The organism is Chryseobacterium arthrosphaerae (assembly GCF_001684965.1).
In the GTDB taxonomy this organism is placed as follows: domain Bacteria; phylum Bacteroidota; class Bacteroidia; order Flavobacteriales; family Weeksellaceae; genus Chryseobacterium; species Chryseobacterium arthrosphaerae.
The window spans coordinates 2,500,263-2,513,029 of record NZ_MAYG01000001.1 but is presented as its reverse complement, the minus strand read 5'-3'; the positions used below and the strand labels follow the sequence as shown (position 1 = coordinate 2,513,029).

The 12,767-nt window shown below is 37.1% G+C and carries 11 protein-coding genes and 1 riboswitch; of the genes, 3 read left to right on the top strand and 8 right to left on the bottom strand.

Annotated elements, in window-relative coordinates; all coding sequences use genetic code 11:
- Nucleotides 1–49: 49 nt before the first annotated feature.
- Both BBI00_RS11290 and BBI00_RS11285 read right to left on the bottom strand, forming a co-directional pair.
- The gene (locus BBI00_RS11290; protein ID WP_065398860.1) at nucleotides 50–1,177 is read right to left on the bottom strand and encodes a tetratricopeptide repeat protein; all 1,128 of its coding nucleotides are present in this window, start codon (nucleotides 1,175–1,177) and stop codon (nucleotides 50–52) included.
- Nucleotides 1,174–2,769 carry a helix-turn-helix domain-containing protein gene (locus BBI00_RS11285; protein ID WP_083988542.1) on the bottom strand — a complete coding sequence of 532 codons (1,596 nt, stop codon included), beginning with the start codon at nucleotides 2,767–2,769 and terminating at the stop codon, nucleotides 1,174–1,176. Before BBI00_RS11285 ends, BBI00_RS11290 begins: the two co-directional genes overlap by 4 nt.
- A 212-nt stretch (nucleotides 2,770–2,981) precedes the next feature.
- Here BBI00_RS11285 and BBI00_RS11280 point away from each other — a divergent pair, with 212 nt between their 5' ends.
- From BBI00_RS11280 to BBI00_RS11270, 3 genes are all read left to right on the top strand, one after another.
- A complete protein-coding gene (locus BBI00_RS11280; protein ID WP_065398858.1) occupies nucleotides 2,982–4,295 on the top strand; it encodes a T9SS type A sorting domain-containing protein in 1,314 nt (437 codons plus the stop codon).
- A gap of 134 nt (nucleotides 4,296–4,429) precedes the next feature.
- A riboswitch (cobalamin riboswitch) is annotated at nucleotides 4,430–4,605 on the top strand.
- Nucleotides 4,606–4,638: 33 nt separating this feature from the next.
- Nucleotides 4,639–6,480 carry a TonB-dependent receptor plug domain-containing protein gene (locus BBI00_RS11275; RefSeq protein WP_065398857.1) on the top strand — a complete coding sequence of 614 codons (1,842 nt, stop codon included), beginning with the start codon at nucleotides 4,639–4,641 and terminating at the stop codon, nucleotides 6,478–6,480.
- Nucleotides 6,481–6,497: 17 nt separating this feature from the next.
- Nucleotides 6,498–7,568: a hypothetical protein gene (locus BBI00_RS11270; RefSeq protein WP_065398856.1), complete on the top strand. Its 1,071-nt coding sequence runs from the start codon at nucleotides 6,498–6,500 to the stop codon at nucleotides 7,566–7,568.
- Nucleotides 7,569–7,726: 158 nt separating this feature from the next.
- Here the strand turns inward: BBI00_RS11270 and BBI00_RS11265 are convergent, their stop codons facing one another.
- The 6 genes from BBI00_RS11265 to BBI00_RS11240 all read right to left on the bottom strand — a co-directional run bounded on the left by BBI00_RS11265 (nucleotide 7,727) and on the right by BBI00_RS11240 (nucleotide 12,660).
- Nucleotides 7,727–9,145 carry a CCA tRNA nucleotidyltransferase gene (locus BBI00_RS11265; protein WP_065398855.1) on the bottom strand — a complete coding sequence of 473 codons (1,419 nt, stop codon included), beginning with the start codon at nucleotides 9,143–9,145 and terminating at the stop codon, nucleotides 7,727–7,729.
- 37 nt (nucleotides 9,146–9,182) lie between these two features.
- Nucleotides 9,183–9,527: a nuclear transport factor 2 family protein gene (locus tag BBI00_RS11260; RefSeq protein ID WP_065398854.1), complete on the bottom strand. Its 345-nt coding sequence runs from the start codon at nucleotides 9,525–9,527 to the stop codon at nucleotides 9,183–9,185.
- A gap of 108 nt (nucleotides 9,528–9,635) precedes the next feature.
- Nucleotides 9,636–10,184 carry an L-threonylcarbamoyladenylate synthase gene (locus BBI00_RS11255; RefSeq protein WP_065398853.1) on the bottom strand — a complete coding sequence of 183 codons (549 nt, stop codon included), beginning with the start codon at nucleotides 10,182–10,184 and terminating at the stop codon, nucleotides 9,636–9,638.
- Nucleotides 10,185–10,405: 221 nt separating this feature from the next.
- A complete protein-coding gene (locus BBI00_RS11250) occupies nucleotides 10,406–10,918 on the bottom strand; it encodes a DinB family protein (RefSeq protein ID WP_065398852.1) in 513 nt (170 codons plus the stop codon).
- Nucleotides 10,919–11,006: 88 nt separating this feature from the next.
- Complete coding sequence (locus BBI00_RS11245; protein WP_065398851.1) at nucleotides 11,007–11,453, bottom strand: GNAT family N-acetyltransferase; 447 nt, start codon at nucleotides 11,451–11,453, stop codon at nucleotides 11,007–11,009.
- Nucleotides 11,454–11,520: 67 nt separating this feature from the next.
- The gene (locus BBI00_RS11240) at nucleotides 11,521–12,660 is read right to left on the bottom strand and encodes a cystathionine gamma-synthase (protein ID WP_065398850.1); all 1,140 of its coding nucleotides are present in this window, start codon (nucleotides 12,658–12,660) and stop codon (nucleotides 11,521–11,523) included.
- Nucleotides 12,661–12,767 lie beyond the last annotated feature (107 nt).

Sequence of the window (12,767 nt, the reverse complement as noted above, 5' to 3'; positions counted from 1 at the left end):
AAACGATACAAAAAAGACATTCCTGCGGGAATGTCTTTTTATTTAGATGCTATAGTGTGCGGATCATTTGCTGTATATCCTTTTGATAGGTCCTGTTTTGTTTTCTTATTTTCAAAATAAAATATAACAAAACACTGATGATCAGGATTCCGGTAATACCGGCAATAATTTTCACAGAGCGGTAATAAGATTTCAGTTTTTTGCTTTTTACAGCACTTTCTTTATTATAGTTATCTATAGACTGATTAATGGAAGCCAGTTCATTTTGCTTCCTTTTGAAGTGCATCTCAAAGTATTTCTTATTATAAAACTGGTACAGGTCCTGTTTTCCCATTGCCAGATAATTATCTGCCATTTCCTTATAAATTCCTTCATTGAGGATAATATCGCCGGTATTTCTGCTGAGGTTTTCAGCCTTTAGCAGAAGATCCAGCGCTGTCTGGTTTTCACGTTTCTGTTTGTGTACTTCCGCCATTCCTTTCAGGGCAAATGCTTCCAGACTTTTAGCATGGTTTTTCCGGGCATAACTGATGGATTGTACAAATGCCTGTTGTGCCTTATCAATCTGATCCAGGTTGAGATAGCAGTAACCAATATTATAATACACAACACTCATATTGGAATAAGTAGTTGTCTTTACAGGTACCTTTTCGAAATTGGCTATTGAGATCAAAAATTTTTCCAGGGCAATTTCAGAATTCGACTGGCTTTTATAGATCATTCCTCTTATGGCATAGCTTGTGGCTGTTTCTATGTACTTTTCCGGTGTTTTCTCCGGAATCTTAGCCAGATACTGATCCGCTTCATTCAGGGTTTCAAGGCTTTTGCTGAAAAGTTCCATTTGCTGATACTGTATAGCAACCATCACCAGAACGCTGGCCTGCTTTTTAGGATCATTTATTTTTTGTGAAAGTTCTTTAGCTTTTAAAATGTATTTCAAGGATTCATTAAAGTCCCTCTTGGCAATATTGGCCGTTGAAAGCAGGATATATATTTCAATGGAAGCGTTGACATCATTGTTCTTTTTTAATAAATTTTTTCCGATCCGTATGGCGTTGTCAGGGTTATCATAAATTTCAAGACGGGCTTTTTTTATAACGGTATTATTTCCGCCAGGTTGCGCCTTCATAAAGATACAAAAGCAAAGGCAGGCAATTATTGTAAAGACATGCTTCATGATGTTTTGTTTTTGCTGATTTCCTGAATATAGGCATTGGGAGACATTCCGGTAACTGATTTGAAAACCGTAGTAAAGGCACTGTGCGATGAAAATCCCGAATATTCAGCCAGATAACTTACTTTATAATTAAGAAACGACGGTTCTGTCCTCAGAAGGTGAGCAATATGATTGATTCTTAATTCATTAATATACCCGTTGAAATTCTTTCCTTTGCTGGTATTAATGACTTCCGAAAGGTATTTGGTATTGATCTCCATTTGAGAAGAAAGTGCGGAAAGTGACATACTTTTGTTCAGATAACGGTCAGACTGTTCGAATTCCTCGAGTTTACGGAGAATTTCTTCCTCTTTTTCCTTTGAAATTTTGCCGGAGTCTTTACCCTGGACTTTTTCCAGCACTTCAGCCTTTTCTGTTGAACTGTTTGTTACAGAGTTGTTTTTCTGTTTCAGTTGGCTCTGCTTTTCAAAAAAATCAAATTGCTTTTTTAAGTCTTTATTTTTGTTTCTGATGATCAGAAAAAAGACCAGCAATCCAATGATGATCAAAAGTAAGGTAAGGATGAAGAACCAAAGTGATCCTAAGTAATTCTGCTTCTGAAATTCAAGGTTTTTGTTCTGATTGGTTTCCATGAGTTTTACAATATACCGTATTCCTTCTCTTGTATGAGCATCGTTCTGGGTCTTCAGATCAGTATAGGATTTATTGTATTGGTGATACTTCACATCGTCATGGAGAGCAAAATAATTCCTTGAAAGAGATTCATAGATTTTTATTTTTAAATTGTTGAAAGGAAGTTTTTCGATCAATGAGAGTCCGGTTTCCAGTTTTTCAGCTGATGTTTTATAATCCTGTTTTAAAAAATAATACCGGGATAAGCTTTCATAGGCTAAACTGAGAAGGAAAGGAGAGTTTTTCCTTTGTTCAAGATCTGAAATCACATGTTCTATGAGCTGTTTAGAGTCTTCCGGGTTATTTTGTCTCATCAGATAGGAAGAACGGAAGATATTGTTTTCAATCCTAATGATCCTGCTCTCTTCGTCATGATGGTTCAGGTATTGATCGCTTTTAGCAAGATTTTCCAATCCTGCACGATAATTTTTATTGATTCCAAAGTTGATAGCCTGCAATTGGAAAAGCTTGGCAGCTGTTGTTTTTAATTTCGGATCCGTACTTTTCAGTAGCCTGGAATCAGATAAAAGGGCCGTAATAATTTTCTTTGACTGGCTATACAATCCCAGATTCTGATATTGATCTGCAAGGCTGTAATCTCCAAAAACCTGTAAGAAATAAGAAAGATCTTTCTTCAGACCGGCATCTTCTTTTTGAGAATAAATATTGACAGACTGTACGTAGTCACCTTTCATGGCAAAAGCTTGCGAAATGATGTTCTGAAGTATTATTTTATGCTCCGTTCCCTGATCACTTACAAGAAGCCCCTGTGAATAGCTGATGCAGTCGTCAGGATTCTGATAGAGTTTCTGGAAGGCCTTATCTGCCAGAATATTGAAGTCGGGACCGGATTGTCCATTGATGACGATGGAATACAATATAAACAGCAACCCTAAAACCCGTCTACTACTTTCAGTCATTTTTACGGATAATATATTGCTTTTTAATTTTTTTTGAATGATTCTTCTGAAATCTGTCTTCAAAACGGATTGTTTTTATGTCGTTTGTTATCAGTGTTTTATGTTTTTAATTCTTTTGAAATTCATGAATTGTGAAAGTCAAATTCTTTTATTTTGGTAAATATAAGATTAATATTGTTTTCAATAATTTCAAATACTAAATATAATAATATATGAGAAAAATTTACAAAATGTCAATGAAAGTATTGGCGGCTTATTTCTTTCTTAATTTTAATATTGCGGAAGCACAGCTTACGGTAATGGGCTTGGGAAATTATAATGTAGGCTCAGTTTCTGACAGTGGAATCGTGAGTATGCATACCAGTGCCGGCGGAATATATAAATGGACTGCCGCCGGAGGACTTGAACAGATAGGAATGATCTCCAACGGATATCCGGCTGCAGGAAGAACCGTTGTTTCTAATGACGGAAAGAAAATAGCCTCTTCAGTTACCAATACCGCAACAGGATTTAATGAAATATCAACTTATGATATAGCAACTTCCACATGGGTAAACAGGGGAGGCCTTGTACCTACCGGCTGGGATGGGAGTGTAAGCTCTACATGGGGAATGTCAACGGACGGAAATACGATTGTAGGGCTGGGCTTTCTTACTGCAGCCAATGCACATGCCGTGAAATGGGATGAAACCGGCGGAATGGTAGACCTGGGAAGTATAGTACCGGGAAGAAGTTCAAGGGCAAATGCCATAAGTGCCAACGGAATGGTGATTGTAGGATGGCAGGATGAACCAACAGGAACAAGAAGCGGTGCAAAATGGGTAGATGGAGCCGAGACCTTCATTACAGATGGTAACGGGAATAACGTAGGTGAAGCAGGGGGCATTTCTGCGGACGGAAACACGATTATAGGAGCCGGAAACCCTAATCCCTATGTCTGGAATGCTACAAACGGGCTTACTTATATAACGCATCCCAATGCCTCATTCTTCTTCAAAGGAGGCGCTACAGGAATTTCTGCAGACGGTACAAAAGTCATTGGCTATTACAGGGCATTCGGAGCACCGCCAATGTCAGGAGAAGGTTTTATCTGGACATCGGAAAGCGGACGTATTAATCTTAATGATTATGCAGTAGGATTAGGTATTAATACCAACGGGGTAACGATGGGGCTGCCTCTTGCCATTTCCCAGGACGGAAAGAAAATTGCAGGTATGGGGACCGATTCTTCCAATCAGATGGTTGCTTTTTATCTGGATCTTACCAGCTACCTGTCTACCAAAGAACTATTAAAAGATAAAAATACAATAAGTATTTATCCTAATCCTGTTGCTGATATCCTGTATTTCAAGGGAACAGAAAAAATTGAAAAGGCGGAAATATATAATATGGCAGGACAAAAAGTAAAATCATATGATGCTGTAGAAGACCGTATTGATGTATCATCTTTATCCAATGGGGATTATATTCTTCAATATTCGGTAAAAAGAGGAAAACAGCAGACTTATAAATTCATCAAAAAATAATTTCATATTAAATACAAGTAGTGGTATGAACAGCTGTTTTCAGTAATGAGAGCAGCTGCTCTTTTGTATATATGTCGGAAAAACATAGTGCTTTGGGCGATATGTCTGGTTTTTGTCCAATACATATAAAAAACTATCTTTGCAAAAATTTTGGTTTCCAGTATTTTGGAATGAAAAGGGAATCGGGTGTAACTCCCGGACTGTCCCCGCAACTGTAGATCGCAATAAAAATTTCTGTAAAAAACCACTGTGAAAACGGGAAGGTGCAGAAAGCGAAAGTCAGGAGACCTGCCGGAATTATAATTTAAAAAACATATTGCTTTCGGAGGAAAAGTAAAAGAATATGGGTATAAAAAGATCTTTAGTACTGTTTTTTTCGTCTTATGGCTGTTTTCTTTTAGCACAGGAGAAGACCATAGATACTATTTATGTTTTCGACAATCAGATGAGCAGAGTGAAGCTCTTTCATCCTGTAAAAACCATCTCAGCAGAAGAAGTTGAAAAAAACTCAACCAACCTTTCCGAACTTCTCAGATTTCAATCTCAGGTTTATATTAAAGAAAATGGCCGTGGAGCGGTTTCTTCTCCATCTTTCAGAGGAACTACTGCTCAGCAGACTGCTTTTGTATGGAACGGCATTAATATCAACTCTAATTTTTTAGGACAGGGAGATATCAATAATATTGCTGCGTTCGGCTATGACCAGATCGGAATAAAAGCTGGCGGAGGGAGTGTTATCTACGGCAGCGGAGCCATTGGCGGGAGTATTCACCTCAATAATACCCTTGATTTTAATAAAGGTTTTCACGGGGCCCTATTTTCTGAGGTAGCATCTTTTAATACCTATAATAACTTTGTGAAAGGTTCTTACAGTAATGATAAGTTCAGTTTTAAGGTTTCGGGAAATCACTCGATAAGTAAAAACGATTATACAGTTGAGGAAGATTACAGAAAAATTTATAACAATGATAATGGACAGTATTATAATACTAATATTAATATAGCAGTTGCCTATAAGATAGCTCCGAAACATCAGGTTTCCTGGATATCAGAGATTTTTGATGGAAAACAACATTATCCTGTTCATTTCGGAGATCTGGAAAATAAAACAAAGTATGAAACTCAGAATCTTCGGAGTCTTGTTTCATGGGATTGGAATAATACAAAATTCAGTAATTCATTCAGGGCTGCTTACACAGAAGAGAATTTTCAATATTTTGGTACTCTTGGCAAGCCTGCAAGTAGTGGAGGAACAGGAAAAAACTATATTTTAAAAAACGATTTCAATTATTTTCTAAATTCAAAATGGAATATCAATATTATTGGTGAATTTCAGACCAATAAAGGAAAAGGAGAGGGGAGTTCAGGAATTGGAGATATTAGTAGGAATGCAGGGGCTGTTTCGGCCTTACTTCGTTATTTCCCAACAAAGGATTTACGTTTTGAAGCTGGAATTAAAAAAGATTTTGTTGAAGACATAAGTTCGCCAACTTTATTTTCTTTCTCAGGAAAATGGAATACAGCAAAATGGTATGAGCTGGAATTAAATGTTTCAAGAAATTTCAGAGCGCCTTCATTTAATGATTTGTATTGGGCTCTGGGAGGAAATAAAGATTTAAAACCTGAAACCTCTTATCAATTTGAGTTGAGAAACCTTTTTAAAATGGGAGTCTTTAAACTTTCTGTAGCTCCTTATTATATGAAAATTCAGGATATGATCCGTTGGCTCCAAACTCCTGCCGGATATTATGCTGCTTCCAATACTAATAGAGTGGAAGCATATGGACTGGAAACTCAGTTGGAATTAGAAAAACAGTTTGGAAAGCATATTTTGAAATCTAATCTGGGATATTCCTATACCAGGTCAACAGATCTCGATATTCAAAAGCAATTGATGTATGTTCCCTTACATAAATTTACCGGAAATATAGATTATCATTATGATTTTATGAAATTATATGTGCAGGGGATGTTTAACGGATCAACTTATACCGACTCTAATGAGACAAAAGCTTATGCTCTCACTCCCTATTTTGTACTGAATGCCGGGGTAGAAGCAACTGTTTTTAAAAATTATACGATAGGATTTAAAGTTAATAATATTCTTAATGAAACATATTATACAATGCTTTCTTATCCGTTACCTAAAAGAAATTACAGTATCAATTTAAATATCAATTTTTAGAATAAATTAATTTACATATGAATATTAGAAAAATTTTATCTCTTGTAGCTGCTTCCATGTTACTTTTCAACGTTTCATGTAGCACTGACAGTAGTTTTGAAGAAACAATTGACGGAACACTTAGATTTGACTCCGGAGTGATTATTTCCAACGAAGGTGGGTTTACAACGACAACTTCTGAAGTTTCTTATATCAGCAATAATCTTGCAACGGTATTTAATAAGATCTATGGCGTAAATAATAATAATGAGCCATTAGGGAAGGTACTTCAAAGTATAGGTTTCAATGGAGACCGTGCTTATTTGGTTTCTAATATCCCGAATAAAATTGACATTGTAGATCGCTATACATTCAAGAAGCAGACTACTGTAACCTCAAACCTTGACGGAGCAAGATATATTGCTTTTTCAGGAAAACAATATTATGTAACTAATAGTAATTTTGATACACATAAGAGAAAACTTAATATTTATAATATTTCAGATAACTCTTTCGTAAAAAGTATTGATCTTACAAATGCTGCTGAAAAAGTAGTTGAAGCAAATGGCAGCATTGTAGTACAATCCGATGGTGTAGGCTACGATGCCAACTGGAATGCGATTCCAACGGGATATACTGTTACTATTGTAAATCCTTCTACAAATGTAATCAGCCAAACAGTAAATCTTCCCAATGAAGGAATTATCAGAGACCTTATTTCATATAAAGGAAATGCTTATGTACTGGTTTCGGGTGATACTAATTCATTCATTTATAAAATTAACACCGCCAATGGAACTTATGAAACAACAACTTTGACGGCAATACCAAAAGTACAAAAGCTTAGCGCTGATAATGATAGATTTTATTTTATCACCAATACAAATAAGATCTATGCAATGACTATCGGATCTTCAACTATTCCGGTAAAACCTGTTGCAACGGCTGTAGGTGATGTTTATGGATTTAATGTAATTGACGGTAAAATTTTTGCAGCGGATGCAAACTATACAACAGATGGTAAAGTAAATGTTTATGATGCTGTTAACGGTAATTTATTAAGAAATTTCACTGCAGGAATCGGAACTAATGGATTCTATAAAAATTAAAAACAACGCTTAGGCGATATATAATTTTTTATTTTTTTTCATCATTTGTGTTTTTTTCCGGCCGGTTTCTTCGAAACCGGCCGGCTTTGTTTCTACTAGAAACAAATAGCCCGGCGGGATGGAACATCCCGCCGGGCTATTATTATATTCAATAAAGATTAAATTGTTAATCCCAGTTTTTCTGCTTCAGCAATCACAAATTTCGTAGCTTCTTTCTTTTCATTAGGAATCTCACCTTCCAGAATTGCTTCCTTTACTTTCTCTTTCAGAATTCCGATTTCACGGCCCGGTTTAAGATTAAACATGGTCATAATCTCCTCTCCGGTGATAGGGGGCTGGAAATTCCTCACCTGGTCCTTTTCTTCCACTTCTTTGATCTTTACCGCTACATATTCAAAATTCTTTTTGAACTTTTCCTGCTTTTTAGAGTTTTTGGTTGTAATATCAGCCTTGCAAAGAGTAAAAAGATCCTCAAGATTTTCTCCGGCATCAAATAAAAGCCTTCTTAATGCAGAATCCGAGGCATCATCCGTAATCAGAGCGATAGGACGGGAGGAAAGCTTTACCATTTTCTGAACATATTTCATGTCACTTCCCAATGGCAGTTTCAGGCGCTGGAAAAGAGCTTTTACCATTTTTGAGCCCAGAAATTCGTGCCCGTGGAAAGTCCAGCCTGTCCCTTCTACAAACTTTTTCGTAGGAGCTTTTCCAATATCATGAAGCAGTGCAGCCCAGCGAAGCCAAAGATTATCCGTATTTTCAGAAATATTGTCAACAACTTCCAGCGTATGGTAGAAGTTGTCTTTATGGGTCTGTCCTTCAACCTCTTCTACACCTTTTAGTTCGATCAGTTCAGGAATCACCAGTTTCAGAAGTCCCGTTTGCTCCATCAGCTTTAAACCGACAGAAGGCTTTGAAGACATCATGATCTTATTAAATTCTACCATGATCCTTTCCATAGAAACAATCTTGATTCTTTCTGCTTCCTGTTTGATCGCTTGCAGAGATCCTTCTTCAATAGTGAAATGTAAAGTAGAAGCAAAACGTACGGCTCTCATCATCCTTAACGGATCATCAGAGTACGTCTGGGCAGGCTCAAGAGGTGTTCTCAAAATCTCTTTTTCGAGGTCTTTAATCCCATTGAAAGGGTCGATGAGGTCACCGAAATTATCTTTATTTAAAGAGATAGCCATTGCATTGATGGTGAAATCCCTTCTCTTCTGATCGTCCTCCAGGCTGCCGCCTTCCACTTCGGGTTTTCTGCTGTTTTCCGTATAACTTTCCTTTCTGGCCCCTACAAACTCCAGTTCAAGATCTTTATATTTGATCATGGCTGTTCCATAGGTTTTGAAAATGGAAACCTTTAATTTGGGATCGATATCCTGAGCGACATTCTGAGCCAGCTCAATACCGCTTTGTTCCGTCACAAAATCGATATCTGTAGATGCTTTCCTTTTCATCAGGAGATCACGAACGTACCCGCCTACAATATATACAGACTGATTGTTCCTTTCCGCAGCTTCAGAAATGATTTTGAAAAGTTTTAAATTTTTATTTTGGTTAAGATTAATTTTCATCGTTAATAATAGTGTCAATTTCTACCCTTGCAGCTCATTAATCATAATGAGCATACATTCTGTTAATTTTCCCTTCCTCATCAAAAAACATCACCTCTACGGCATGCTTATCCATAATAGATTTATAAAATAATGCCACGGAATCTACACCTGCTGTGGAATGGATCAGTTCAAAACGAAGATCCGGAAATTTATCCAGCGCCTTTTTCCAGTATTCACGAACCGCTTCCTTCCCCTGCAGAGAGCTTTCTTTACCTCCTGTAGCCAGGGCTATCATAGGAGTCGTGATTTCAATATCTTCAGAATAATGAGAAAGGATATTCTCCAAATCATGAGAATTCCATGCATTGACCCATAGTTGAGCAAAATCCTGATGATTCATAGCATATATTTTTATGAGTTGAATGTGCAAAGATAAAACTAAAAAAAAGAAATCCTGCCGATATAACCAGGCAAGACTCCGAAAAATAAACAGACTGATACAGAATTCTTATTCTCTGAGAACCTTTATCCTGTTATCACTCCATATTTTAATTACCGAAGAACCTGAATATTTCGAAACTTTTTCCCTGTCTTCTTCCACAGCATAATCTACAAGTTTTACCATTTCTTCTGAAATATCAGAAAACTTCAACGGACTTTTTTCCCCACTGAAATTAGCCGAAGTAGAAACCAGAGGTCTGTTCAGTTTGGAAATCAGTTTTTTACAGAAATCATTTTTCACAAGACGGATTCCAATGCTTCCGTCTTCTGCAAGAAGTTCTTTAGGCAGACCTCTTGGATTTTCGTAAACAATAGTTACCGGCTTTTCACTCAGGTCAATGATTTCCCATGCCATTTCAGGAACATCTACCAGATCCTGAAGTCTTTTCTCAGACTCTACGAGAATGATCATGGATTTGTTCTTTTCACGCTTCTTGATGTCAAAAATTTTATTGACTGCTTCTATATTGGTAGCATCACAACCAATTCCCCAGATCGTATCTGTAGGGTAAAGAATCGTTCCGCCGGATTGTAATATCTCGATAATGTGTTCCATATTTTTATACCATTCAAATCGCTGGGTAAAGGTAGATAATCTGTGAATTTTAGACAAAAAAATGCGTTATAAATACGATGGTGTTGTAATAGGTTTGGGCTAAAGCCAACGGAACATATGTTTTTAGAAAAACGGGCTAAAGCCCGTTCCTATTAATGTTTTCCGATTGAAATATTGAAGACATTTGCTTTATTCAATAGAAATGGGCTTTAACCCATTTATTACATGAACCCCAATTTCGATAAATACCTCTCCTCAATAATATTCAGGTGATGATAATTATGGCCCACAATAAGTTTTCCGATGGTTTCTACGGAAATTTCATGGCCATTGGCAGTTCCTTTGTTTTGTAAAGCGGAAGGACGAAGGTTTTCCAACAGGATCTCAGAAGATTTTCTGACCAGTTTGTATTCTTCTAACAGAGATTCAAGACTTCTTTCCTCTGCAAAAGACTGATCGGCGTATTCATTTTCATCAAATCCCGGAAGGTTATTTTTATCACCTCTTGCAAAAGCGAGGATCCGGTATTGAAAAACCCTTTCCGTATCGGATAAATGTAACAGTAATCCTTTCAAGGTCCATTTTCCTTCGGCATAGGCAAATCTGGACTGTTCTTCAGTAAGGTTGGCATAGATTCCGGCTGTTTTCTCTCCTGAAATTTTTAATTGCTCCAGCCAGTTTCCTGAAGGAATCTGATCTAAATATCTTTGAATGTATTTCTGAAAATCTGTCATATGGTTTGTGTTATAAGTTGTTAGATGTTCGTGATGCGGGTTAAGTGATTCAAGTATAAATTATTACTCATTAATAATTACTCATTACTTATGAATTGCTCCACTCATAGAAGTTTACCGAATCATAGAGTTCAAAACCACATGCAGGATACAGCTGATTTCCGATGTCATTGCTTTTTCCTGTTTCCAGAAGGATACCGCAGGCTTTTGATGACCGGCAAAGGTCTTTAGATTCTTCGATCAGTGCTTTGGAATATCCTTTTCCTCTGTGATCCTGGTTGACATATAAATCATTGAGCAGCCAGTAACGCTGCATTCTTGTAGATGAAAATATGGGATAAAGCTGTACAAAGCCCGTAAGATTGCCATTCTCCTCTGCAACGAAAATTTCAGAGTCTTTATTCTCAATTCTTTCTCTGAGAAAATTTTCTGCTGCCTGAAGATCAGATTCTTTATGGTAAAATATTCTGTACTGATCAAATAATTCAGCCAGTTGCGGAAGATCGGCTGAAGTGGCTTTTCTGGTATTTTTCATGTTTAGTTTGTGATGATAATAAAAATGAGAAGAATTAATCAATCCTTCTCATTTCATGTATTGTATATTAAGAAAAAGCTTTCTCAAGATCTGCAATAAGATCTTCTGCATCTTCAATACCAACGCTCAAACGTACCAGGTCATCGGTAATGCCCAGTTCAGCACGTTTTTCAGCAGGAATAGAAGCATGGGTCATTAAGGCCGGGTGATTCGCTAAAGATTCCACACCACCTAAAGACTCTGCCAAAGTAAATACTCTTACCTTTTCTAAAAATTTAATTGCATCTTCTTTCTTTCCGGATTTGAAAGTGAATGAGACCATTCCTCCCGATTCTTTCATCTGAGATTTTGCCAGTTCATATTGAGGGTGAGATTCCAATCCGGGGTAGATTACTTTATCTACTGCAGGATGAGATTCAAGATATTTTGCTACGGCAAGACCGTTGTCAGAGTGTCTCTGCATTCTTAAGGCCAGTGTTTTGATCCCTCTCAGTACCAGGTAAGAATCGTGAGGTCCTAAAATACCGCCACTTGCAAACTGAATGAAGTGGAGCTTTTCTCCCAGCTCAGCATCTTTGGCTATAAGAGCTCCGGCGATAACGTCAGAGTGTCCGCCAAGATATTTCGTTGCGGAGTGCATTACGATATCAGCTCCCAGATCAATAGGTCTCTGGATATAAGGAGTGGCAAAAGTATTGTCTACAGCCACTAAGATATCTTTTCCTTTAGCAATTTCCACTACAGCTTTGATGTCTACCAGTTTCATCAGTGGGTTGGTTGGAGTTTCCACCCAGATCAGTTTGGTTTTGTCTGTGATCACATCTGCAATTTTAGATACATCATCAAAATTGATAAAAGTGAACTTCAGCTGATATTTTTCAAAAAGTCTGGTAAACATTCTGTAGGTACCTCCGTAAAGATCATCTACAGCAATCACTTCATCACCAGGGTTCAATAATTTCAAAACACAGTCGATGGCAGCCAGTCCGGAACCGAAAGCCAAACCTCTGGCTCCGTTTTCAATACTTGCCAGAGAATCTTCCAATGCCTGTCTTGTAGGGTTGGCAGCTCTTGAATATTCATATCCGGAATGTACACCCGGGCTTTTTTGTGCAAACGTAGAGGTCAAAAATACAGGAACATTTACAGAACCCGTTGCAGACTCATGATGCTGCCCTCCGTGAATTACTTTAGTATTAAAATTCATATTGATATAAATTGATAATTTGAATATAAGGTCATTTGAAAATAAATAAGCCTTATAAAGATAAGACTTTCATTTTCAAATTCTAAAATTGACACATTTTCAAATTT

Bases quoted from the DNA above. Each gene is read 5' to 3' on its own strand.
- BBI00_RS11290 (WP_065398860.1), bottom strand. From the start codon at position 1,177: ATGAAGCATGTCTTTACAATAATTGCCTGCCTTTGCTTTTGTATCTTT.
- BBI00_RS11285 (WP_083988542.1), bottom strand. From the start codon at position 2,769: ATGACTGAAAGTAGTAGACGGGTTTTAGGGTTGCTGTTTATATTGTAT.
- BBI00_RS11280 (WP_065398858.1), top strand. From the start codon at position 2,982: ATGAGAAAAATTTACAAAATGTCAATGAAAGTATTGGCGGCTTATTTC.
- BBI00_RS11275 (WP_065398857.1), top strand. From the start codon at position 4,639: ATGGGTATAAAAAGATCTTTAGTACTGTTTTTTTCGTCTTATGGCTGT.
- BBI00_RS11270 (WP_065398856.1), top strand. From the start codon at position 6,498: ATGAATATTAGAAAAATTTTATCTCTTGTAGCTGCTTCCATGTTACTT.
- BBI00_RS11265 (WP_065398855.1), bottom strand. From the start codon at position 9,145: ATGAAAATTAATCTTAACCAAAATAAAAATTTAAAACTTTTCAAAATC.
- BBI00_RS11260 (WP_065398854.1), bottom strand. From the start codon at position 9,527: ATGAATCATCAGGATTTTGCTCAACTATGGGTCAATGCATGGAATTCT.
- BBI00_RS11255 (WP_065398853.1), bottom strand. From the start codon at position 10,184: ATGGAACACATTATCGAGATATTACAATCCGGCGGAACGATTCTTTAC.
- BBI00_RS11250 (WP_065398852.1), bottom strand. From the start codon at position 10,918: ATGACAGATTTTCAGAAATACATTCAAAGATATTTAGATCAGATTCCT.
- BBI00_RS11245 (WP_065398851.1), bottom strand. From the start codon at position 11,453: ATGAAAAATACCAGAAAAGCCACTTCAGCCGATCTTCCGCAACTGGCT.
- BBI00_RS11240 (WP_065398850.1), bottom strand. From the start codon at position 12,660: ATGAATTTTAATACTAAAGTAATTCACGGAGGGCAGCATCATGAGTCT.